Raw genomic sequence first — 23873 nt, forward strand, 5'->3', positions numbered from 1 at the left:
ATTCGGGCGGGGCACTTTCATTCGGTCACCAATACTGGTGATAGTCGATGTGTTGTTGAGCTATGGCTTGAGCTCGTTCATTGCCCATCTCCAGTCTGCGTATATTGACCGCAGCAACAAGAACTCGAATTGTACAAAGAATTATTTATCCCTAACATGATCACTCTACATGGAAATATTCGAAGATCAACGTCACAAAGAACAGACCGCCGGGTTCATCGGCTTGCTTATTGCAGGCTTGTTCCTCTGGCGAACACTCTCAGCATACGCTATGCAATGGCAAGGGTTGTTTCGCATGCCATCGGGACTCTGGTTTGTGATTACGACTATGACCTGCCTTGCTCTCTTGATCTGGTCGGTCGGCCATCTTACTGGTGACTATCGGCACAACCAGCTCTACTCCCGCATGATCGGCATCCTTTCCAGTCTTGCCGTCGGAGGCATCCTCGTCTTTGTCGGCTATATTTTCGCGCAATAGCTATCACTGCCGTCTCTGACAGCGATTTTCGGATCACTTCACGGGTGTGCAGTCAGACCGCTCGTGTCGGTCATCATTCGGCACCTCCAATGTTGAACTAAACAGAGCAACCACCTTCAGTATGCAGCGACCCTCCCCCTTCTTGGACTTGCCCTGATTATCGACCCTTGACGCACTGAATTCGTAATCTTAGTCAAAGAAATGGTATTAGAATATAAATATTTATACTTTGAGTACAGTATTTCAACCACTATGCACCTCCAGTCCTGGTTGCGCCCTACGGTGTACGTGAGTGCCATCGGCCTGTTTGTCCTCGGACTCGGGATCACTGGCGTTGCTATCTCCGGTGAAATCGACGGCGATTACATGGTTCAAATCGACTACGTGAGCGCATCGACCACTGAATCAACGGTATCTTATGCAGGACTCACACCAGCAGAGAAAACCGTCTTTGACCGGCTGAAAACAGGGCAAGCAGCCCCCGTCGAGAGAACTACTCTGGAGACGTTCGCCAATAACGCTGTTCGCTATCAGGGAGAGATCTATACCTTTGAAACGGTGTATGATCCAACCACGCTCACACCACTTGTCGCTGGATTCGGAATTGCACTGGCTGTTGCTGGGGGCGCACTCTTCTTCCTCACACAGTTGTTTGACCGACGGGTGATCCCTACCCTAGACTCTGCGTAGATGTGGCCGTTGACACCACCGAGATGTCCGACATGCTCGCCGACTGGGAACAAGTCGACTTCGTTTAGCAGGTCTCGGGCAAAGACGACATCGTTCTCGTCGTAGACGCCGCCGACACGCATGGCGTCAACTAGTTGATAACGCGTGTCCGGGAACTAGAAGAGGTCGTGAACACCAAGACCCGGCTGATTCTCGACGAACGCCTCGGATAACTCCCCTCGCGGTCATTTCTCCGCTCTGTCGCGGGATTTCGTTTTTCGAAACAGAGGTTCGACTGGGTCGCGTCGAACGCTGAGAAACGGGAGTCGCCTGCGAGCCGAATCGCAGCGCGCGAGGCCTATTCACGGTGGCCGCCGACGGTCGTAACCGTCAGCAGGCCCAGTCCGAGGACGTAGGCGATGGTGGTCGGAACAGCGACGAGGAACATCGTGTAGAGGCTGTCCGGCGTCAGCAGCCCGCCGAGCGCGAACGTTCCGATGACGAAAATCCGCCAGCGTTCGCGGAACGTCTTGTAAGAGACGATGCCGCCCTCGTTGAACAGGACCATTGTGACGATGACGTCCGCGAGCAGGCCGATGCCGACGGTCGTGGCGAACATGAGCCAGAAGAAGCTCTTGACTCGGTAGTAGATGACCATGTTCGCCTGCTGGGCGTCCCAGACGAGCCACGAGATGATACGCGGCGCGATCTGAGTATAGCCGACGTAGCTCCCGGCGAACAGTCCGGCGAACAGCGCGAAGCCCCACAGGAAGAACACGTTGCGGTTCCCGCGGACGATGCCGCGCTCTTTCATCGCGGGCCACGCAAAGTACAGCAGCGCGGGCACGGCTGCGACCGCACCGAGGAGCGTCGAGACCTTCACCTCAAAGATGAGCGCCTCGACGGGGTGGAGGGTGACGATTTTCAACAGCTGGGCCGGGTCACCCTGCACGACGGTCTCGGGGACGCGCCGCGTGAAATCTCTGTTGATAGCCTTCATCCCGCCCTGATAGAGGGCGACGAACGACCCTGCGAGGACGAGCATGAAGATGCCGACGACCCAGAATATCTTCGTCGTGATGGACTGGAAGATGAACGCGATGTCGTAGTAGTAGCCGCCGATGTCGTCCTCGGTCGTCTCGTCCTCCGAGAACGCATTCGCCATGCCCGCGGCCGTGCTCTGGACGACGTTTCCGCCGCCGCTGGCGCTACTATCGTCGCTCCGACTCGGCTGGCGGGCCACGTCCTCGGCCAGCGGCGCGCTCTCCTCGGCCGTCGCTACGCTTTCTTCCCCGTCCGCGTCTTCCTCGTTGACCTCGTCGTATCGGTCGAGGATAGCTTGGGCCTTCTCCGGGTTGTCGTTCGACATCGCGGTCCGAGCGTGGTCGAGCGACTTGTCGCCGCTCATCGCCTCGAACACCTCCGGCGGAGCCGAGCGCACACCTGCGGCGTCGAGTTCATCCACGTCGATGGCGGCCGGAGCGCCGCCCGGCGAGTCCATCTCCGCGCCCGCTTCGAGCGAGGCGAACAGGTAGTACAACACTGCTAGCAGGAGCGCGGCCGCCGCGACGACCACCGCCGCGGCGATGAGAGCCTGTTCTCGGGGGATACCGAACAGGTCCTCGACGGTCGGGACAAACGGGACGTGGTACTTCGCCGGCAGGCTGTCATTGAGCGTCGGAATCAGTTCCAGATTCAGGTAGACGCCCGCCCTCTGCGAGATGAGTAGGTACGTGCCGACGACGCCAATGAGGACGATACCGAGGATGTTGTTCCACTTCCGCCGAATCGTGCCGCCGAGGCTGATCTCCTCGCTTCCGCGCCTGATGGTGACGACGATTTTTGTCAGATAGAGGCTGAGCGCGTAGAGGACGAGCAACGGGGCCGCCCACATGATTTGGGTGAACGGGTCCGGCGGTGAGAAGAACGCGCCGAAGGTGAAGATGCCGACGACGGCGTATCGCCACTTGTCGCGAAACGTTTCGTACTTCACGATGCCCATGTAGCCGAGCGCGCTCATGATGAGGGGCATCTCGGCGGCCAACCCGAACGAGAGCGAGAGAACAAGAACGAACTCCGTCCACTCGACGATGCCGTATTTCGGGCTGAATCCGGCGATGACGGCGTTTTTCGCCAAGAAATTGAACATCAGCGGGAAGAACAGGGAGTAGCCGTACGCGAGGCCGACGACGAAGAGACCGCCCCCAAGCAGGACGACGAGACTGGCCTTCCAGTAGGAAATGGAGGCGTCGGGATACCAACCCTGTCGCCGGATAGAGCCACGAACGAAGAAGAACAACACGGGGATAGCGAGGATGACGCCCGCAACCATCGCTATCTTCGCCTTCAAGAGGATGACGTCGAACGGCGTCTGGGCGACGATGTCGACCCGCTGCATCACTGACTCCGGCATCTCCTGCTTCATCACTCGGCGGAGGAACGGCCACACAACGGCCGAGATCGCGGAGAAGGTGCCGAGGAATCCGGCGACGAAGACGATGAACACTTTCTGGAGGTGTGTCTGTGCTGCCGAGAGCATCGAGCCGAGTGTTTCTCGACCGCTCGCGACAGTCTGTGCGGTGTCTTCGTCGATGATGCCGCTCCCCGAAGTGGACATTCTTCCAGAAGGGTAACCGCGTGCCAGTTATCAATCTTCTCGTCTCGAAACATGAAAAAATCCTGTAAGAACTGGCGCACTTATCCCAAGTGAATGGGCGAAGAATCGGAGGCGACGCCGAAAGCGTCAGGGGGCGTCAGTCGTCGTCAACATTGAGGAACTCCGTGAGTCACTTGCCAGGAGAGAATGGGTCAGCACACCACTCAATTTCGACATTATTCTGTACTTATGATATTGAACTAAACAGAGAATGGAGGTCTGGTATGCCTCGATCCCTCCCCGTTCTTGGAATCGCTCTCTGCCTCATTCTTGCAGGCTGTCTCGGTGGCCTTGGATTCGGTGGCAGTAGCGAGACTCCACCGCCGACCACCACGAACAAGGAGACACAGACCCAGACGACCGTCAGCACGACGATAGCAGCGGGAGAGTTGACTACTGCGACCACGACCACCACAGAAACCCAGACGCAGACACGGACGCAGACGACGTATTGGCGGTCAACGATAGCGAGAATTGACACTCCCAAGGGCAGCGATCGCTTCCAAGCGCGCGTCACCACGATCATCGATCCGACCACAATCAAGATCAACCACGACGGAACAACCCACGTCGTGGAGTTGACCGGTGCGAGCGTTCCCGAGAATGAGACGATCCAGAAGCAGGCGCTCCGCTATACGAAGTCACAATTAGACTATCAAGTCGTGACTGTCGTCACTGACCCGCAGGAGAACACGACAGACGGCCACCTACAAGCGTATGTCTACATCGGGAATTTCATGGTCAACACTGATTTGGTTCGTATCGGCTACATTCGCGTCTCAGACTCCGACTTTAGCAAACATCAAGATTTCATACACAAACAGCAGCAGGCTAAACACCGCGACTACGGTCGGTTGAACACGACCACTGCCTAACTACCCCTATCGGTCACGTATTGGCGACTTTCCCTTCACCACGCACCGCGTGCACGCACAGGAACACCGCGCGGACTTGGCGAAGACTATTTCGCGTAAACTCACACTTCTTGCCTTCCGAGGGAAATGCGCGATTCGGCGGGCTTTCTTTCGGGACTAAACTAGCAATTAAACTCGTGTTTATAATCGTTTATTTGACTGTCTTCTTTTCGAACTGTAGCACAAAGCATTTACCGGATCCCGCAAAGCCACAGATGTGGCGTGAGTACCTCTGACACTCCCTGAAAGAGTTCCCATGGATCTGGCGCCATCACTCCCGATCCACGCTTGACCCGCCACATCCTCCCTTTCTGTTCGCACACATGCCATCTGACTATAGGCTATCCACTATCCCATTTTGCACTAAGGAGAAGCCGAGATCGGTCCGTCAAGATGATGTTACCCCGGCTTGTCAAAATACGTCAATTTTTCGGCCATTTTCGATAGTAGCTCTCCTCGAGATAGCGAGTGACGATGTTCCACAGTCAGAATACTCGGCAATAATTTTGATGCGAGTGTATTCAGAATGGTAGTTATCCAAGTAATGTAAATCCATTATCCCATCTCGTTAGTGTAGGCCAGATCTCGTTCAAGATGCGGGGTACTGTGATAGCGGATAGAATTGCTTCGAGCGTCGTAGTCAATGATACCAGTGGCAGTCAATTTTGGGAATAATCGGCAAATATGATGATTATTCAAAAAGAACGGGTATGATAAGGTAGTCTAATAGTCCAAATACATCATAATTCATTCTGTGTCATCCTGCAGTTTCTCAATACCGACGGATACTCTCTTTCGTCATTTCCAAACCTAAATCCGACATTTTAATACGGTTCCCTGGCACGCAAGACTTTGAGAACAGTGTGACGTGATAAGCGTAGTCTGAGTCACATTCCGACGAGTGTTGACGCTTCTCTTGACTAATGCATATTGCTAATCTGACTTTTGCATTTTCCTAATTCTATAGCTCTGGTATATCAGTGGAAGACCTAATGAAACAACAAGAATCGCTATCAGTAAGCCCTCTGGGTTTGTTCCAAAGCTTTCATAGAGACCAGCAGAGTATGCTCCAAAACCTGCTATTGTAATTAGCACACCAAGTATGATCAAGTGTTGCGAGTTGATTTCCATGGTTTCTATTATAGACTGATAGCTATATTTCTTTCTTTTTTTCATGTCCCACAGTCAAGACATTTTCCACATGTAACTGGGAGAACTATCCCACAGGTCCCGGTCCAACAACCAATGCAGAGTATCGCACCAGGAACTGTTGTGACACCGTAACAGAACCAAGCACAAGCAGGACACCCAGTTGTAAGTACTCCAACACAGCCGACACACCAGGAGAGGCAACCTTGAGCCACCATTTGCTGCTGTATGGATACATCATCTGATGAGTAGTTGGCATCATTAGAAGATAGTTCACCACGTTTGTCAGCTATATCGCGATCTTCGAAAATAACATCATATATTGTAGGGCCCTCCTTCTCACCTTTTGCATGAGTAACAACTCTAAATCCGTTTATATCCGATGTTTTAATCACTTCTGTGTTATCATCCGTAATATCTACATCTATCAAATTATCAAGGTGCTGCCGCTCATTTGTTGTTGCTTCACGAATAAAAATAAGCTCGTTATTTGTAGCAGCCAGTCCGGACTTGATGTTTCGAGGAATTTTCCGATATTCTTGAGGTCTCGGACCATTTTGTTTGAACTTAAACTGTGCTCCAGCTTCACTCTTATTTACTGAGTAACGGATAGTGCCGAAATCGATAGGAATTTCAAAAACTTCTAAACTATCTATTTGTTCATCGTCTACTTTATTCTCAGGAATAAGCTTATTTACTGTACCAGGATCGATATCTGGCTGTCCCAGTTCGGATAGGATAGTTTGTACGTCATCTGAGCGGAGTACTTGTGTGACTTCAGTATTACTTGGCTCGGCGGTGGCTAGAGTGGTGCCCATACCTGCAAGCCCAAATGCACCGGCTCCTGCAGCACCCATCCCTTTCAGGAAATTTCTGCGGTTTGATTGCTCCTTTGCCCGAAGGTCGGACATAGCTTCCCAAGCTTCCACGCATCCTCCTCCATTATCAACTGCTTCAGTAATCTGTTCCGCTGTTTCACGTATGTTTGATTCTTCATCAACCATTACAATTAAAATATATTAGTTGGCACATAATAAAGTTATTTAAATCAATTTTATGTAATAGGTTGGATGTATTTTATAATATACCTGAATGAGTTTCTGCTATGTGTTCTAATAATATAAATTAGATATTATCTTGGGAAAGTACAGAAAAACCATTGGCGTCGGCTTTCGCTGGGGCAGATAAAGAAATGTGCGTACCTGACATCGAACCGGCCGATTGCACTGCCGCTTATACTGCCTCCAGGAAGTCAATCGGCTAAATCGGCCAAATTCAAGAAATCGACCTTACCGCAGTCGCACGTTCTATTTCAGTTATAGAATCAAGCACGCATCTTGAAACACACCGAAATTTCAGAATACAGACTGCTTTTCCCCTAATTGCTCGGAGCAGCCAAATTCGATCATCGAAACCAGCGCCAGCTAGCATGCTAAATATGTAGCATGAATATACAATGATCGACTCAAGAGTGTTCAGGGGGTCTACTATAGTCTAAGAGGCAGTGATCAACTGTTTCGCTGAATAATTGAGAACTAGAATCAGAAAGCGACAACGTCTCTTTCTATCGAAACCAAATGTAGATCATCTTGAATGGTGCTCTAATCAGTAGTGGCGTGGATCCAGGCCACTCTGGTTAAGATAGTGGCAAGCTATCTACACTGCGGAAGTTGAGGTGACACAAATGAGTGAGAACGAGACAATGACTGACAACATCAGCCAGACTGGCGGTGGACAGAGAAAGGTAATCGTAAGCGAGTTTCTGTCGCTTGATGGGATCATGCAAGCCCCGGGTGGTCCAGACGAGGACCGCGACGGTGGGTTCGAGCATGGCGGTTGGCAGATGCAATACTTCGATGAGGTCTATGGAGACACGGTCTCCGAAGGGATCTCCACGTCGGACGCCCTCTTGCTTGGACGGAAGACCTACGAGATCTTCGCCGCGTACTGGCCGACGGCGGATGAAGAGGTCAGCGCCGACTTCGCCGACGTGATGAACAGCATCGACAAATACGTCGCCTCAAGAACCTTGGACACAGTGGAATGGCAGAATTCGACACTACTCGAGGGAGATGTTGCCGAGGCGGTCGACGACCTGAAACAACAGTCAGGCCAGGATATCCGTGTCATCGGCAGTGGCGAGCTTGTTCAAACACTCATGAAGCATAATCTCGTCGACAAATATCAGCTTATGATTCACCCGCTCGTTCTCGGCGGTGGCAAGCGGCTCTTCAGAGATGGGAGCAAGAAAACCAATCTGCAACTCGTGGACACGAAGACGACTGGGACCAGGGTCGTGATACTTCACTACCAGACGGAGAGGGAGTAGCGAGTCGAGATGGCGAAAAACAGACCTGTTGCGCCAACTCACTCGGAGTAACGTACTGTACGACCTCAAGCCCTAATGAACCTATGTTTGTCGACAAGCTGGACCTTGGGCTTCCTCGAGGGCGTGGTAGTATCACCGTTTCTACTTCCGTCTACGATTGTAGTCAAAAATAGCTAATTTGTGTTTGCCGCTGTTGTGTATTCTGCGTAGGAGTCCGCTGGGGAATCCACTGAAGCCATACACAGCATCACCGACATTCAAGTCTGTGACGGGCCTCATATTGTTTCAGTTCTACGTCCGCGTCGGGCCAATCCAAGACCAACTGCTAACACTATCACGATGCTTACGTGGTATGCAATATCTGGGACAGTACGTGGGCCAATGCCGATGATGATCGTGAAGATTCCGACAAGCGTACCCAGTAATGCGAATGCTTGGACGATTATGGCGGTTGTGAACATTGAACGTGAATGGAGCAAGGTAATCACTAAGCCACCGAGCAGAACCGTACCGATTACACTCTCGGCAATCATTGCTTCGTGATGTTCATAGCCACTGATAAGCACTCCTGCATGAATCATAGCGGCAAGGAAGAATGATGCAGTCTCAACACCCAGCAGTACGCGCATGAGTCGTCTCATCGGGATTCCCTCGCTACTTCGGACTTTGTTACGAAATCGTGTTACTTTGTAATTCGACTCATTCTTTGGTATTCCAGCAGCAGGTGATTTCATACCTTAGAGGACGATAGCAGCCACGATGACTATTTACTCGAACATGTTCGAACGAATCTTGAGGGTATGACGACCCGTCTATAGAGGCGATGACTCCAAAGTCATGCGCGAACCGACCCACGTCCTGTGGTACAAAATATACAAAGACAAAACAGAGGGCAGATAGCAAGCGTTCCATGCAACGGGGTCCGCCTCGCTTTGTCGTCTTCGGGTTCAGTGTCGTTCTTGGACTCGTTGCGGCGAGTAAAGTAGCAAATTCAGGAGGGAAGTGATCCCATGCCTGAAATTAATGACGAGAGAGTCGGTGCGACGCTAATCAACGTCTTCAAGATTGATCCCGACAACCAGCAACCACTCATCGACGAGATCCAAGAGAACGTCGAATCAATGAGTGACCTCCCAGGGTTTGTCTCGTTCAGCCTCCACCGCAGTCTCGACGGCGAGCGCATCGTGAATTACGTCCAGTTCGAAAGTCAAGAAGCGTTTGAGGCGATTCGCGACTCGCGCGATTGGGAAGAACAAATGAGTGATGCAATGGCTACCGCCGAACCGGATCCACACTTCTATGAAGTAGTGCTCACACACGAGTCGTCGGATTAGTTTCACGGTGCACTCGATCGGTACAACCCTGCTGCACCCTCGTTGACCCTTGATAGTTTTCTCATAGGCTGCTGAATAGACAGCGCTCTTGCGGTTGCAGCTGCCTCGGGAACGAATCTCCAGTTCCAGACACGGAGGATGAATGAGACATCTCAGAGGGATAAGGTCGGCTTTCGGGCCGTACCCTATCAATAACTATACCTCGACGCGTCAACTTCTCACGGACCATGCCGTCTTCCAGAAACGAGGCCGAGTCTTCGCGATTGCTAACGGGGGAGGTCGCCGAGCGCTGCTTGTTCGCCTTCGAAATGGTGTCGCTCAACGGGTTTTTCGAGCGATCGGACCGCCAGATTGACTGGCACCATGTTGACGACGAGTTCAACGCGTTCTCCATCGAGCAATTGGACGAAATCGAGGTTCTCCTCTTCGGTCGTGTCACCTACGAGCTAATGGCGAACTACTGGCCGGAGGCCGATGACAACTCCGGCGTCGCCGAGCGTATGAACAGCCTCCCCAAGGTCGTCGTCTCGACGACGCTGGAGGAGGCGGATTGGAACAACACAAGAGTCGTTTCGGCGAACGTCGTCGAGGAGGTTTCGGAGCTCAAACGCCAGCCCGGCGACGATCTCGCGATCTTCGGCAGCTCAAAGCTCACGGTTTCAATGCTCGAGGCGGGACTGGTCGACGAGCTCCGAATAATCGTGAACCCGATCCTGCTGGGCGATGGGCACTCGCTGTTCGCAGGACTGGCCGACGATTTCGAATTGCGGCTGCTCGACACGAAGACGTTCGGGAATGGAAACGTCCTGCATCGATACCGTCCAGTGTACGACGGTGACGATCGCGAGCGTTGATCGTCGACGAAAAACGATATTCTCCGTTCCAGGCTCTGTTGAAATCCTCAGTCGATGACAGATTCGGCGTGTGAGATACAGTTCAAGGGCACATCAACGTCCCGACCCGAGTGGGCGTAAGGAGAGCCCGGGACCGGCCCCGCCCGCCTTAGCAGATGGGGCCGGTCTAAGGCACGACGAAACCTCCCGCCACGCTTCCCCCGCCAGCGAAGCCTATTTGCGCACCCCTCACCTAGTTTATTCAGCCATGGCGATCAAGCAAATGGACAACGTCCTCATCGTGGTCGAGGACCTCGAAACTGCGAAGGCGTTTTTCACGGAGCTCGGTATGCAGCTGGAGGGCGAGACGCGCGTCGAGGGAGAGTGGGCGGACCGCGTCGTGGGCCTCAAGAACGTCCAGAGCGACATCGCCATGATGCGGACCCCCGACGGCCACGGCCACGTCGAGCTCTCGAAATTCATCACGCCCGAGGCCACCCGTGACGGATCCGAGGAACCGGCGGTGAACACCCTGGGGATCCGCCGTATCATGTTCACCGTCGACGACATCGACGAAGTCCTCGACCGCCTCCGCTCCCATGGAGCCGAACTCGTGGGCGAAGTCGCCCAGTACGAAGACGTGTACCGTCTCTGCTTCGTGCGCGGCCCCGAAGGCATCATCGTCGGGTTGGCCGAGGAGCTCGACGGAGCCTAGTGGGTCGCCCCCACGCTCTTGGCAGTTACCGTTTAGAGCCCGGGCATCCCAAGCCAACCCCCGAAGAAGACGCCGCGACAGGCGGAGGTATGAACTTGGAAAACCTCGCCGGCGGACCGGTCGAACTGGAACGAACGAGAATGGTAGAATCACCCGATGTGATGCATCTACGATTTCGAGTCAAGACTGACACGGCAAACTAATAAGAAGGGTACTCGATCTGATATCTGAGGAAATATTATACACAGATCTATTCGGGGGTCCCGGGGTGGTTGCACTTCCGCTTACGATTTTATTCGGCAGAAGATCGGCTTCATACTGAATAGAGAGCGTGAATTGTTCTTACGGTACTTTCATGCATTATTATGACCCATAACCGTACTGAGTCTATGACTGCTCGAAGACAGGAGTTCACCGACACCATCGACTAGGACGAGTATTGGCGGAACTGGAGCGAGGATGCAGTCGAAGAGTACACCGCAAGCGTCAGCAGTAGCCACTTCGAGCACATCGTTCGGTTTTTCAAGCAATCAGGCGTTCCAGACGACGCAGCGTTCGTCGGGTGGGGCCCCAGTTCACTGTCGGTCAAGGTGGCGACCGACTATCCAACCATGCAGATTGTTGGCTACGTTGCCGCCAGATCGATTATCGAGAAGAACCGTGAGGAATACACTGACCTACCCAATATTGCGTTCGAGTAGGCGGCACTGCCGAACTTCGATGTCACCCAGCAGTTGATTTCGCGCTATCACGATTTTGGATGATCTGCCTGATGTATTCACTTCTGGATCCGCCCTCCTCGTCTGCTTCATTCTATAAGTGTCCAATTTCCTCCTTTTCAAGCCTGATAGTCATGTTCTCCATCCAGTGGTGGACGATTGCGGTCGCATTTGTTTTAGGAGTCAGCCAGGCGTGTGTGCGACGTATTTCGAGTGGAACTGAAGTTGGAAAGGTGAATTTCTCATGCACGAGAGATGGAGAAACCAACCTCAGCAACCTAAATATCGTTGTGACCGATGTAGCATCTCTTGACTCGCCGGCTTCAGTGGCTAAAGACTCTTAATTTCGAGAACTGAGAGCATCCCTGCTGCCACTACCCTTCGACAGAGATCAGTGAACACTGGCAGAGAGAACTCGTGCTTCGATCTTCTGGAGGTACTCGCCAACCGTCGCCTGACTCAATTCCATCGCATCGGCAATGTCCCGGATCGTCGCCTGCCGCGGGACTTCGTAGTACCCCTGTTCGACAGCCACCTTCAATATCTCTCGTTGGCGCTCAGTGAGCGCCGAACTGAGGCGATCTTCGGACCCGTACTCGCTGACTCGCTCGATTTCGATGTCGACGAATTCCGCTGCCTTCGAGCTTAAGAATAAACGGAGACATTGATGAGCGACGCTTATTAAACTCTGCTTGAGTAGATACTCCATCATCTGAAAATTCTACTTCACAAATAGTAGGCAAGCTTCTCAGAGTTTTAAATTGATCCAATTGAGGGTCTAAGATACAAGCGGTAGTGAGTATGTGAGTATTGGAGAACCCTTTTGTGGTCGTGTCAACGATTGTTTTATTTCCTAATATCACTATCAAGCATAAACTATCCACCATGAAGGCTCTCGGTGTGGCGAGATAGCCTCTGACACGAGTAGGATGAGTCGCCTATAGATCTAGCACAATCATTCCGGATCCATTGTCCCCGCCTCGCCACATCCCCTACCCACCCCATTCACGCGTATGCCATGCCGTGATCAACCTATCTTTTGCCTACAGCCGATTTAACAGTCAGAGAGGGTTTGCTAGTGGTTTGGAGAGACACTGAGAAGCGAACACGATCCTCGTCACGTTGCGTATAATGAGTATCCTTACTGTCCCTCAACAATTACATACCCATTGCTGTAACAGACAATGCAATCTATTTCACCCTTCGCAATAGTTTACGGGGGTCGTTCATTCAAAATCTCTCCCTATCCAGAAGAGGAATTTGCGTTCACTGAAAAACAGCAGCAATTGTACCGGAGTTAGAGGCATACAACAGTGTTGCGGGGAAGTTACAGCTTATTAGGAGGGTAAAGAGGAAACCAGAGGCATAATCCGCCAGCCATCAAGGATCCAGCGCAGCATCGTATTTGAACAGACGAAATTTGCTTCGCCGAGGGCGGTGACCCGGCGGATTGCACTTCCGCTAACTGTCCAATGACCCGCTGGAGGACGAATATTGAAGATTCATTTTATGGTCGTGTCGACGACTGTTTTCTTTTCGAATACCACCACAAAGTATTTACTGTCTCCGCAAAGACTCTCGGTGTGGCGAGGTTGCCTCTGACAAGACCTGAATGAGGCTCCCCCTGGATCTGGCGCCATCACTCTAGATCCACTCTCACCCCGCCATGTCCTCCCCTGCTCGCACGCGTGCCATAACGTTATAGAATTCCGAGTAGGGATCAAATATTCATAATGAAGACGTTAGTCCCGTCAATCAGCTCAGATCCCAACCCGCAGACACAGTTACAGATACTCCTCATTGTTATCGGGCTCTTCCTCTGTTCAGCCGCGTTTTTTGCTGTGGCCCCACTCTTCAGCTCAATTTTCAATGTTCGTTCATAGGGTGTTGATTATGCCATCGAGTTACTTGCTGATATTTGTGAGCTAATTCCAAGATATTTTCCTCACCGTTTCTCGGTCCGACGATCTGCAATCCGATCGGCAAGCCGTGTTCGCTGAACCCACATGGAATAGTTATTGCTGGCAAACCATAGTAATTACAGAAAAATGTATTTTCAGCGGAAAATTCGTCGGGCGGTTTCTCTATCGCCTCCTCAATACGGAGGGGCAGTTCCGTAGTGGTGGGTAATATTAGAGCATCAATATCGTCGAACAGAAGTTGTGAGATCGTGTTGCGATCTTCTTCAATATTCTCGATATTGAACGAGGGAACATCGAATGGAACAGCAACATCACTGGTTATCGCCCCTATCGACTGGAACGTTTCAATAGCGTTTCTGAATACAGTCTCCACCTCTTCCGTTGCCGCATAATTTGTAACAATTCCAATTCTCGTGTTTTTCGCCGTCTCATTATCAGGCCAGGAGTCAACCGGAACTGCACTATAATTCGCGTATTGATCTGCAAGTTCATTTAGCAAAATGGCCGCATCTTCGGCTGTCCGACACATTACTGCGGTGTGACTAAGTCGAATGATTGCTTCATCAGCCTCCTCGCCTTCGAGGATACCCTTCGTACTGAGTAGACCAGAAGTTGGTTTGAAGCCTGTGACACCACAACATGCCGCCGGCAACCGGCAAGAGCCGATAGCATCGGTGTCGATCGTCGCATAACATAACCCAGCAGCGACGGCTGCTGCAGAACCGCCTGATGATCCTCCTGCGATATACCCTTCGTTCCATGGGTTGTGAACGGTTCCAAAATGGCTCGTGACCGAGGTGGTTCCCATCGCCAACTCGTGCATATTCGTTTTGCCGAGCGCTATCGCCCTCGCTTCTTTCACTGTCGTTATCACTTCTGCATCTCTTACTGGCACGCGATTGACAAACCCGCTAAAGCCCGCAGTCGTTCTGATCCCAGCGGTATCATACATATCTTTGAAACCAACTGGAATGCCATGCAGCGAACCTTGCCAGTTGCCACTTTGTATTTCTGCGTCAGCTCTTTCCGCGTCTTCCGCTGCCTGGTCAGCAGTGACCGTAATAAACGCATTGAGGGTCGGATCAAGCTGTTCAATTCTTTCTAAGCATACTGTAACAAGCTCGCTAGGCGAAATTTTTTGCTCTCGGATCAGCTCACTTGATTCTGCAATACTAAGATACTGACGTGGCGTCTGTGTGTCGTTATTGTTTGTCATACTGATTTCTCCACTTTCAATCGAGTACCCCTTCAGTTAGAGAAGAGTTCCTTTAACACGAGAGCGAGGACCTCCGGAGTGACTCTCGTCACCGTCCTGTTTCCGTTTATTCCTCCGCCTCCTCTCCTGCCGGCTGGTAGGTGAGGATGACGATGCCTGAACCGACCGTCTTTGTTTTCTGGAGTTGCAGAGGAGTCGTGTCGCTTGTGTCTCCAAAGAGGCGCTTCCCACTACCCAAGACGATAGGGAAGACCATGAGTCGATACTCATCCACTAAATCGTGTTCCATTAATGTGTGAACAAGCTGTGCGCTACCGTTGACCAAGATGTCCCCGTCCAGTTCTTGTTTCAACTTGGAGACTTCATCCGCGACGTTCTCCTCGATCAGCGTCGAGTTGTTCCACTCGAGAGGTTCTTCGAGCGTCGTCGAAACGACGTACTTGGGCATGCTGTTGAACTTGTCGGCGAACCCTTGCTCATCGGTCATGGAGGGCCAAGCCGCTGCAAACCCCTCATAGGTCACCCGACCCAGTAGAAGCGCGTCGCTTGCGCGCAGTTCATTGAGTTTGAACTCGTCACCTTCGGGTCCACGGTCGAACTGGAACGTCCAACCACCGTGCTCGAATTCTTCTCCCCCACCTGGGGCTTCCATCACACCGTCCACCGATACGTACTCCGAGACGACTAACTTTGCCATGTTACTTCTCCGTTATGACTAGGTATCCAAGGTGCGTGACCTTGGGGGAGTCGATGACTCGCGTAATGTCCAGCTCGATAGGTTCGCTACTAGTGTGATCGAACAATCGCACCCCATCGCCGAGCAGCACAGGAGCGAGGTGGATTTGGAGTTCGTCGATCAACCCGACTTCGAGGAACTGCCGGACGACGTTCGCGCCGCCTGCGATCTTGACGTCCTTTTCACCTGCGGCCGCTGTTGCCTGCTCAAGGGCGCTCTCGATACCGTCTGTGACGAATGTGAAGGTCGTTCCACCCTGCCGTTTCCACGGTTCTCTCGACTCGTGGGTGAGGATGAACACTGGTGCTTGGAAGGGTGGAGGATTCGGCCAGCCCTTCTCTCCCTCATCGAACATCCGACGGCCCATCACGTACGCACCAACGCGAGTGAAATACTCCCTGACGACTTCGTCGTCTGTATTCGTCTCGCCACCGCTGCGACCTTGACGCTCACGCCAGCCTTCGATATTGTCCATCCACTGGTGGATTCGGTGACCCTCGTCGCCCAAAGCGTTCTGCGGGCTGGCATTCGGCCCGGCGATGAACCCATCAAGCGACATTCCGATATCGACAAGAACGTCGCTCATTTTTCGTCTCCTTTTTTGACTCGGTATCCGAGATGCGTTACATCCGGGGCCTCAATCACACTTGTTTCTTCGAGCTCGATTGGACCCGTGTCGAGGTGGTCAAACAGTCGGACTCCATCGCCGAGCAGGACAGGTACTAGATCGATATGGATTTCGTCAAGGAGTCCCTCGTTGAGGCATTGTTGAACAAGACTCGCAGCACCCACAGCGACATTCCTCTCACCGGCAACGTCCTTTGCCTGTTCGACGGCACTTTCAACGCCGTCCGTGACGAACGTGAACGGTGAGTCTTCGGTCTTCCATTCTTCTGGGATTGTATGGGTGACAACGAAGACCGGGACATCCAATGGGTGTTGTCCATCCCACCCGTTTGTGATGTCGAACGTCCTTCGTCCCGTCACCAACGCCCCTACTTTTTCGAACTCCTCTTGAAGATGCTTGGCGCTGACTGGTGAGACCGTGACTGTCATCGTCCCACTCGGCATCGTGTAGCCGGTGTCGCCGCTCGAGTACCACTCAAAGAGTCGCTCGCCGCCGTCGCCCAGGGGCTGTTCAGGACTATCATTGGGGCCGGCGATAAATCCATCCAGCGACATTGAGAGTCCTGTTGTGACGTTTCCCTGTTCTTGCTTGGCGTTCATTTCTGATGCTGTCATATCGTTATTGTTTGGCATTTTTGCCCACCCAACTCATGTCAGACATTCTTCCACGCTTGTCTGATAGGTATACGCTAGCCACTGTCTTAACCAAAGTGGCCTGCTTCAAGCCCAATGCGACACTGTCGGAGTGACACCCTATCAAATGCCTAAGTGGATGTGGCCGAATTTCTTAGAATCTAGTAGTCGGTGGACTTATGATCGGCTTCTACGGAATACTCGCTGAGTTGTACTCGGAGCAATAATTTTGCACTACGGGTTGCACACAGATTGATCGGGGGGTCTCGGGGTGGTTCTACTTCCGTTTATGGGCTAAGTGGGAGTGAACATCATACTCGAAATGGTCCAACTCACGTACGCACGATTTTCCAAAGCATGACTATCAATGGGCTTCCGTTTCAAGAACATCTGCTAGTTCCTGCATCGCCGTCTGATCATACTGCGTGAGATCATACCGATTACTGTTGTTTCGCTCACTATAGAAATCGAGGACGTCGAGCTGAACGAGCAGTGAAAGGATAGTCCCAAGCATGCGCCGATCGAGCTCGGGTTCATCAAGTGTCTCATAGAGTTGACTCACGCACGGATAGTTGCGCTGGCATGTTTCAAGTGCCTGGTGAACCTCCCGATAATACGTCGAGAGTAGCCCATATTGCGTTGGCTGTGCGTCCTGGAGAGTTCGGATGCGCGCACTGAGGGTCTCTGGCATGGCGTACTGATACTATTCACGAGCTCTGTCTTCTTGTTTTTGGCTGTATGGAATAATGAAAAACTAGCGAAAGAATACATAGTGGAAAAGACGGGAAGAGAATTCACAACTATGGAAAATTTTCCGTTCGATCTCACGCTTATAGTCGTACTTGGTATACATTTCTACCTGTTGGCCATCGTGTGTTGTTCTTGTTGGATGTCATGAATTACAGTTCCTTTCGGAATCCATAACGACATTAGGTATCTGCCATGATAACCATGCGGATCGGATCGCTCGTGGTGATACGCTCTTCGATATCCAGTGGTCTCTTCAATTCTCTAGCTATCCATGACACCCCCAACGTTGTAAAAGAGATTGTTATTGATTACGAGATTCTACATCTGTTTCAGGAGATGCCCTCATCTAGTATTTCCATAAAGATTCTAAACAGGTCTCTACTCATCCGTTGATGGTGTTGTTTTATCTCAATCAGTAGAATATTCAGTGGTAAACTGAATCATCGAGCAGGTGACTGCAGCTGTAGTGGGAGCGGTTGTTATCGTCGGTCACTGGCGACGAAATCGGGGATCAAATGATTTTACTGAATGGCCATATATGGTACTGGCTATGCCTCCTCATGACTACGTAAATTTCCTCGCGAGCTCATCTGTACGGTATCAACTCCTCCATGAAGTGGCGAATCAACCGCAAAAGCCGGGGACGTTAGCAGATCGCTGTTCATGTTCGCGGCCGACCGTCCACCGAGCGCTCACGCGACTCCAGACATACAAGTGGGTTCGTTTGGACTAACTCTCTTAGATGAGCGTGTGTTCGTTGGAACGCACGATGAAAATGGACAATTCTCTGCCTGCCTCGAAAGCACTGACTCAACGCTCTACGCGTGGGCAATGAACCTGTACGCAGAATACCGGGCGGCCGCACAACAAATCGAGGACGTCTCAGATCTCCCTTAACTGAACCGAAGAGTGTGATTCGGCGTTCGAGTAGTTTTAGATCACAAATCAGCGAGAGGCGCTATATACGTATTTTGATAGTTCATGTGTTCTCTTACTGATGGCGACGCACTGGGCGACGCAAATCGTCGTGGTAGTCCTGCAAGTGGCGAGCGAGGAAAGAGCATTTCGCCTTCCCGATCTCAAAGAGCACCTGCACTTTTCGGAAAATCCACTGTCAAACAGCACGATTCGGCAGGTCCTCCGCCAACTCGAAGAAAGTGGCTGGCTTGAGCGCGATCATCCAGAAGGCCGGATCAGGTATGCAGGCGATCAGTTAGACGACTTCACTAAATAGTGGGAATGATCTTGACCTCCTTTGAGAGGCGTGGTATCTCGCATCAGTTTCACTTTGGCCGTCATTTTTACTAATTTTCACAGCAGTGTACTACTCAGTGTTGGGGCCCCGGAGAAAAGCATGGAACATTCAAATCCGGACGCTATGCCTGAGACACCGACCGGGGGAACCCCCACAAACGCGAGTGAGATCGCCCTCGAAGCACTGGCCGATTGCGACAGCATTGACTTAGACTCACCAAGGTTCCGATTCTACGACTACGTCGATCCCGACGCCCTCAATGACCTGTTCGCTCACCGCCCGGACACGATCAATTCCGTCGAGCTCGAGATAAAAGGGGTTACGCTCGAAATATGGGAGGATGAAGGGCTTTACGCCCGTGTCCGCGAGGATGAATAATAATAATGTATGATAATACATGTAACACGTCGAGTGAAAAACCGCAAGGCTGCGCAGTGACAGGTATCGTGGTATGAATATTCTATAACTTCGTCAATCATGGCTAGTCAGCGGTAAGCTGGCTAGATGCTCGTTCTTCTCCTCACTGCTGTTATGTGGCCAGAGCAACTAAGCATGTGAGAGCCCACCACCGTTTGTCGGGTGGGGGAGCCACATAGAGACCCTGGCGCTAGAACCCATCATTTTCACCCGACGAACGAGGGCAGCACACTCACGGCTTCACCACCGCTCTCCCACCGTTCAGGCTGACAACGAGCGTAGCTATGGCGTTTTGATTCACTTGCTTCAATCTATAGCTTTTGGTTGGCTAATTAACCCTTCCGAGGAGGAGACACCCATGAGAAGACTATTCGTGTGCCCCGATCCCCCTCTTACTGACTCCAAGAACCTAACTACTAAGTGGGTGACTAGCATACATTTATTGCCGGGTGGATCACAGTGAGTTTGTCGGTAACGCACATTGTCTTCCACTCGACGAACGTGGTCACAATAGCTAACACCTACTATCTCCCACGTTCTAACCAGTGCCAGGAGTTCGATTGAGATTCCATCCTTCTGTGCTACTGCTTTCTAGCATTCCCTCATGAAGTACCTATGATGGAGTTATTTCCGGTGTCTCTCCTAGATCTCATGAGGAGCTATTGCCAGCACTGGGTTTCGACACGGGAGTTGCCACATCGCGGACAGAGATGCCACTAAAACTGTAACCGGACGTCACGCCGGGACACTGAGAAAAGATCGTGGCGGAACGGATCTCGTAAACTGTTGCAAAAGGTGAAAATATTACGACGTCTGTTACAACAATGGGGGCGTAATCGTGAGGCTAGTAAGATTACTCCAGCGGACGAAACGGACGTAGACGGTGTTCGTTTACAGTTGTGTCCCAAAACGTCATGTCGTCTTCGATGACTGTTACGTCAGCAGTGTACCCACGACAAGTTGATCACAGTATAGCATACAAGTGAGGAGCTACCTATACTGAGGGGACTTTTAGAGAACACCCTTTGAAACATCCTTGAGATGCTCTAGCGAATTACAGTCAAGAAGTATAAAAAGTCGTGGACGAGATGCTGTGATGTCGCTGGAACGGTCAATCTCACGATGGCCAATGGATGCAGGCCTGCTGGCGCCATCACCAGCCCTACTGCAAGTCCTCCGCGACACATCGCCAACTGCTGTGCACACGCGAGAAGCACGATCGTGCTTCTCCGTGCCTCTGACATACCGAACGACTCTCCGAATGAGGTCTCGACTTGAAAATTCAAAGGCAACGCTAGAACGTTCGCGACTCGACGATTGACAGGGTGTAAGGTATTCTGTTTGTCGGAGGGCTCAAAGGATCGATTAACCAATTTCGAGTGTGCTGTTGTCGATAGTTGTATATGATCTCAATTTTATCCTAGTTAATAATAGAATTAATCTAATTCCTGGAGGATATTAGCCGCCTAATATGAATCTGTTGTCGGGCAGTCGTCGATATGGATATATCTGTGTAGCACTTTTAAGGAGTGTGAAGTTGGAGAACTCTCCTTCAACAGATCGCCACAGACAACTAATGGATACAAATGATTCTCTCCCAGAAAAAAGTGCAGCAACAGTTGCATTTGAGCAAGATCTGAACGCACTCCTCTTAGAAGCATTCGCAAACGGTGCAGCAGTCGAGGGGGAGTGGAAGATAAACCTCCCAGTTGAGGCCGCACCAGACTGGACAATTCAAATTACCAAACGTCGCTCTGAGAAGCACTCGGTGGATGACTTGGAGTTCATTGAGGAGTAAGACTGCTGCCCAAGCGTGGTAAGAATATCTACTGTAGCACTAGGTGCAATATCTGAATATCCTATATAGATGTCGACAATGTTTAAGTACCTCCTTTTCCCTTTCAACAGTAGACTTCCCTGAAGTCAACGTCACGATCGTGAGTCATCGATCAATTAGCCAGTTGAGAAACAATCAACCAATGAGAACAACCAAAACACCTGGGTCATCTGCAGGCAGTACCGATAATGGCACTCTCCCGCCGACAGCCGTCTTTGAATTGCTTGCCCACGATCGGCGCCGATATATCCTCCAGTATCTCTCGCAGAAAGTTGGCGCAGTCTCACTAAGTGAACTGACCGAACAAATCGCGATCTGGGAAGACAAGCCCACGTATGACCAGTATGAGCGTATTCTTACTGGTCTTCACCACCAACAGTTGCCGAAATTAGGTGATGCGGGCATCATTCGCTATGATGTTGATGCTGAAACGATTACTCTTTTAGAGACGGTTGACCAGCTGACGCCCTATCTCCAGCTTGCCATGCCTGATGATCTTGCCATGTCCGACGAAAGTGACGATACATAGCTGGACATCCATCTGACTAGAGCTGAAAGCACTAGCCATTATTTCTATTGAATTGAGGAGTTAGGTTCGAGCGCCAGAAAGTCGGCGACACGATGTTACATCATGGCACTACATCTTTTCATACGCACGATATAGTCACAGTATAGCATGAAAGCCCAACGATTTTCGTACGACTGTCCCCTCTGCAAGGAAGTACCGTCGGATGGATTAGAAACCCATTTTCGCCGTGATCACTCAAAACACGAGGTACCAAAACTTCTCGTCGAATACATTATCGAGGATGAAGAGTAATCTGCCCAGTGAATATTCCCGCTCTTCGTTCAAGGAATGTGTAATAGACGTCCCCTCTAGTCAGTTGGAACACGTGATAAATTAATGTAAGAGAAGAAAACGTGGGGAAGTGGGTTATGTGCGGATGACAGGCATAATCTCTCTCCAGGAATGTGGGTGTGCGCTCCAGTTGCATGAATCCAGAAGGTGAAGTATATTCTCACTGGCATCACGTGACTAGAGTGCCTAAGAGTATGAGTGACTAACGCACTTTGTCGGGTGGGGAAAAGAATTGGGCTCGCTCACAGAGGAACCTATCAGCCTTCACCCGACAACGTGGGAGGCATGCTTTCACACTACTGATGCACGTCCACAGAATTACTCCTACGTTCGGGATTCGTGTCCATCTACCGAGAGTCGCCGCTCAATTCCATTGCCGCTTTCTCAGCATCCAGTGAGTGACGTAGCAGATGATTCAATTCTCTATTCGACCAGTGCTAGAATACTATTTGAGGAGGTCGAATTGATTCCGACAACAGACGGAAGCTACGGACAGTTGATGAATAAATTCGGACTCCTCCGAAGAAGTGTGCTTATCATGTCGTTACTAGAAAAATCAATCTCGGGCAAAATTATATTGTTTTGTCAGGTGAGTTTTCCATCTGAGTTCAGTCTGAATATGGATAATGGATACTTGCTGTTGTAGGGTTGTTACGTTATGATGTGGCCGATACCATATTATAAGAAAATATTAATATTGGATAGAAAGTTATCCAGCACATTCACATGCAGGTCACCATCGATGCGAATGGAGTTGAAGAACTCATCTATGAGATGGATATACCACCTCGAAAGAACGAGATCGTGCGCCTCAAAGGTGATGTCTACAATGTTGTGGAGGTGATTTGGCGAGAAACAGCCGATGGCAGTGGATTAGAGCCAGTCGTTGAATTGCACCGGAGCTCTCTCTAGAAGAATAGGATTGTATCGACAGACCCACGGTTGTAGAGCAATAGGGACGAATCTAGAATATGGTTATCGTATATTGAAACGTGATTCTACCGACTCTCGAGATCTGTGCCAATGCTACCGACTGTATAAGTACGGATACAAACCGCAAATGCATGTTTACATTTCTCGTTCACGGATGCGTGCGCGATCTGCTACGTCTTCAAGGGTTTCCATTTCTAGTAATTGGTCGAGCTTCCGTTCGAATTGCTCGTCCGTCAGTTCGCCACGGGCGTAGCGCCGCTGGAGTGTGTCAAGTGGCGTCTCTTCGCTCTCTTCAATCTCAGTGGGCACCGTCTCGGTGGGTGCATTCGAGAGCATTCCTGTGCACCAGCCAGAGCAGGTATTCCACCACGTTTCTCGGTCAGGTTCGTCACTGAAGAGTAACGCAACAAATGGGACAATCGCTATGTAGCCGATGAGGAGTGCTGCGAGCCACCAGTCTTGTCCAGTGAACAATGCCAGCATCCACACGAGTGTCACGAGCAATGAGGTGGCATCTGTAATGTTGTTTTTAAGCCGGTGCGACGACATACGGAGGGTTTCCATGCGAATTCACTGCGGGAGACTACGTGATCGAAAGTAATTGAGCTAACTCCCACAATACTGGGTACATTTATATACTCATCCCAGCCTCGTCGCTACTTCCGAAGATACGTGTCGGATTCAGGTAGTGGACGTCGTACTCTCCACAGGTGTTCTTGACTGGCTTTCGTCGAACTCGACGTTTTCGCGGACGGGGGCGATCAGCATTCGCGTGGTGTTCCGGAGCATCGAGCGATGTCAGCGACCAATGGTTTGCGATCTGGTAGTGGGCGTGTCGATCCCGTTGGGACTCGCTCTCGTGTCGTATCGAGCCGCTCTGATCGTGAGCTCA

At 51.2% G+C, this 23873-nt stretch carries 25 protein-coding genes and 1 pseudogene; 15 read left to right on the forward strand and 11 right to left on the reverse strand.

Annotated features, from left to right (window positions below; translation table 11 throughout):
• Positions 1–169: 169 nt before the first annotated feature.
• The 3 genes and pseudogenes from LIW51_RS18505 to LIW51_RS18515 form a co-directional block, all read left to right on the forward strand.
• The gene (locus LIW51_RS18505; RefSeq protein ID WP_227377932.1) at positions 170–478 is read left to right on the forward strand and encodes a hypothetical protein; all 309 of its coding nucleotides are present in this window, start codon (positions 170–172) and stop codon (positions 476–478) included.
• Positions 479–844: 366 nt separating this feature from the next.
• Positions 845–1168: a DUF7979 domain-containing protein gene (locus tag LIW51_RS18510; RefSeq protein WP_497007401.1), complete on the forward strand. Its 324-nt coding sequence runs from the start codon at positions 845–847 to the stop codon at positions 1166–1168.
• Positions 1165–1380, forward strand: a pseudogene (locus LIW51_RS18515) (Lrp/AsnC ligand binding domain-containing protein); the annotation flags it as partial. The gene LIW51_RS18510 and the pseudogene LIW51_RS18515, both read left to right, overlap by 4 nt.
• 125 nt (positions 1381–1505) lie before the next feature.
• On the opposite strand, the gene LIW51_RS18520 reads toward LIW51_RS18515, so the two are convergent.
• A complete protein-coding gene (locus tag LIW51_RS18520; RefSeq protein ID WP_227377934.1) occupies positions 1506–3764 on the reverse strand; it encodes a twin-arginine translocase subunit TatC in 2259 nt (752 codons plus the stop codon).
• 263 nt (positions 3765–4027) lie between these two features.
• On the opposite strand from LIW51_RS18520, the gene LIW51_RS18525 reads away from it, so the two are divergent.
• A complete protein-coding gene (locus tag LIW51_RS18525; protein WP_227377935.1) occupies positions 4028–4678 on the forward strand; it encodes a thermonuclease family protein in 651 nt (216 codons plus the stop codon).
• Between the two features lie 972 nt (positions 4679–5650).
• On the opposite strand, the gene LIW51_RS18530 is transcribed toward LIW51_RS18525, so the two are convergent.
• Positions 5651–5893, reverse strand: coding sequence for a hypothetical protein (locus LIW51_RS18530; protein WP_227377936.1), 243 nt, complete (start codon positions 5891–5893; stop codon positions 5651–5653).
• Entirely contained in the window at positions 5890–6870 is a 981-nt protein-coding gene (locus LIW51_RS18535) for a twin-arginine translocation signal domain-containing protein (protein ID WP_227377937.1), read from the reverse strand. Before LIW51_RS18535 ends, LIW51_RS18530 begins: the two co-directional genes overlap by 4 nt.
• A gap of 680 nt (positions 6871–7550) precedes the next feature.
• Between LIW51_RS18535 and LIW51_RS18540 the strand changes: the two genes are divergently transcribed.
• Positions 7551–8195, forward strand: a complete 645-nt coding sequence (locus LIW51_RS18540; protein ID WP_227377938.1) for a dihydrofolate reductase family protein — start codon at positions 7551–7553, stop codon at positions 8193–8195.
• A gap of 275 nt (positions 8196–8470) precedes the next feature.
• Here LIW51_RS18540 and LIW51_RS18545 read toward each other — a convergent pair whose 3' ends face one another.
• Positions 8471–8929, reverse strand: coding sequence for a hypothetical protein (locus tag LIW51_RS18545; RefSeq protein ID WP_227377939.1), 459 nt, complete (start codon positions 8927–8929; stop codon positions 8471–8473).
• Between the two features lie 276 nt (positions 8930–9205).
• On the opposite strand from LIW51_RS18545, the gene LIW51_RS18550 reads away from it, so the two are divergent.
• The 3 genes from LIW51_RS18550 to LIW51_RS18560 all read left to right on the forward strand — a co-directional run bounded on the left by LIW51_RS18550 (position 9206) and on the right by LIW51_RS18560 (position 11077).
• A complete protein-coding gene (locus tag LIW51_RS18550) occupies positions 9206–9529 on the forward strand; it encodes an antibiotic biosynthesis monooxygenase family protein (RefSeq protein WP_227377940.1) in 324 nt (107 codons plus the stop codon).
• Between the two features lie 227 nt (positions 9530–9756).
• Positions 9757–10383 carry a dihydrofolate reductase family protein gene (locus LIW51_RS18555; protein WP_227377941.1) on the forward strand — a complete coding sequence of 209 codons (627 nt, stop codon included), beginning with the start codon at positions 9757–9759 and terminating at the stop codon, positions 10381–10383.
• 247 nt (positions 10384–10630) lie between these two features.
• Complete coding sequence (locus LIW51_RS18560) at positions 10631–11077, forward strand: VOC family protein (protein WP_227377942.1); 447 nt, start codon at positions 10631–10633, stop codon at positions 11075–11077.
• 1110 nt (positions 11078–12187) lie between these two features.
• On the opposite strand, the gene LIW51_RS18565 is transcribed toward LIW51_RS18560, so the two are convergent.
• The 6 genes from LIW51_RS18565 to LIW51_RS18590 form a co-directional block, all read right to left on the reverse strand.
• The gene (locus LIW51_RS18565) at positions 12188–12508 is read right to left on the reverse strand and encodes a helix-turn-helix domain-containing protein (protein ID WP_368411824.1); all 321 of its coding nucleotides are present in this window, start codon (positions 12506–12508) and stop codon (positions 12188–12190) included.
• A gap of 1154 nt (positions 12509–13662) precedes the next feature.
• Positions 13663–14934: an amidase gene (locus tag LIW51_RS18570; protein WP_227377943.1), complete on the reverse strand. Its 1272-nt coding sequence runs from the start codon at positions 14932–14934 to the stop codon at positions 13663–13665.
• A gap of 106 nt (positions 14935–15040) precedes the next feature.
• Positions 15041–15631 carry a dihydrofolate reductase family protein gene (locus LIW51_RS18575; RefSeq protein ID WP_227377944.1) on the reverse strand — a complete coding sequence of 197 codons (591 nt, stop codon included), beginning with the start codon at positions 15629–15631 and terminating at the stop codon, positions 15041–15043.
• A 1-nt stretch (position 15632) separates the two neighbouring features.
• Entirely contained in the window at positions 15633–16256 is a 624-nt protein-coding gene (locus LIW51_RS18580) for a dihydrofolate reductase family protein (RefSeq protein WP_227377945.1), read from the reverse strand.
• A complete protein-coding gene (locus LIW51_RS18585) occupies positions 16253–16930 on the reverse strand; it encodes a dihydrofolate reductase family protein (RefSeq protein WP_227377946.1) in 678 nt (225 codons plus the stop codon). Before LIW51_RS18585 ends, LIW51_RS18580 begins: the two co-directional genes overlap by 4 nt.
• Before the next feature lie 364 nt (positions 16931–17294).
• Positions 17295–17621 carry a hypothetical protein gene (locus tag LIW51_RS18590; protein ID WP_227377947.1) on the reverse strand — a complete coding sequence of 109 codons (327 nt, stop codon included), beginning with the start codon at positions 17619–17621 and terminating at the stop codon, positions 17295–17297.
• Positions 17622–18230: 609 nt separating this feature from the next.
• On the opposite strand from LIW51_RS18590, the gene LIW51_RS39965 reads away from it, so the two are divergent.
• The 7 genes from LIW51_RS39965 to LIW51_RS18620 all read left to right on the forward strand — a co-directional run bounded on the left by LIW51_RS39965 (position 18231) and on the right by LIW51_RS18620 (position 22960).
• A complete protein-coding gene (locus tag LIW51_RS39965) occupies positions 18231–18413 on the forward strand; it encodes a helix-turn-helix domain-containing protein (RefSeq protein WP_227377948.1) in 183 nt (60 codons plus the stop codon).
• Positions 18344–18577 (forward strand): transcriptional regulator FilR1 domain-containing protein, encoded by a 234-nt coding sequence (locus LIW51_RS39970; protein ID WP_438267391.1) that lies wholly within the window; start codon positions 18344–18346, stop codon positions 18575–18577. Before LIW51_RS39965 ends, LIW51_RS39970 begins: the two co-directional genes overlap by 70 nt.
• Before the next feature lie 100 nt (positions 18578–18677).
• Positions 18678–18914, forward strand: coding sequence for a hypothetical protein (locus LIW51_RS18600; protein WP_227377949.1), 237 nt, complete (start codon positions 18678–18680; stop codon positions 18912–18914).
• Between the two features lie 120 nt (positions 18915–19034).
• Entirely contained in the window at positions 19035–19313 is a 279-nt protein-coding gene (locus tag LIW51_RS18605) for a HalOD1 output domain-containing protein (RefSeq protein ID WP_227377950.1), read from the forward strand.
• Between the two features lie 1570 nt (positions 19314–20883).
• Positions 20884–21150, forward strand: a complete 267-nt coding sequence (locus LIW51_RS18610) for a hypothetical protein (RefSeq protein ID WP_227377951.1) — start codon at positions 20884–20886, stop codon at positions 21148–21150.
• A 181-nt stretch (positions 21151–21331) separates the two neighbouring features.
• On the forward strand, positions 21332–21718 hold the full coding sequence (locus tag LIW51_RS18615; RefSeq protein WP_227377952.1) for a DUF7344 domain-containing protein: 387 nt from the start codon (positions 21332–21334) through the stop codon (positions 21716–21718).
• Between the two features lie 1056 nt (positions 21719–22774).
• Complete coding sequence (locus tag LIW51_RS18620) at positions 22775–22960, forward strand: hypothetical protein (protein WP_227377953.1); 186 nt, start codon at positions 22775–22777, stop codon at positions 22958–22960.
• Positions 22961–23116: 156 nt separating this feature from the next.
• On the opposite strand, the gene LIW51_RS18625 is transcribed toward LIW51_RS18620, so the two are convergent.
• Positions 23117–23545, reverse strand: coding sequence for an SHOCT domain-containing protein (locus LIW51_RS18625; RefSeq protein ID WP_227377954.1), 429 nt, complete (start codon positions 23543–23545; stop codon positions 23117–23119).
• Between the last annotated feature and the right edge of the window lie 328 nt (positions 23546–23873).

The organism is Haladaptatus halobius (assembly GCF_020618475.1).
Taxonomy (GTDB): Archaea; Halobacteriota; Halobacteria; order Halobacteriales; family Haladaptataceae; genus Haladaptatus; species Haladaptatus halobius.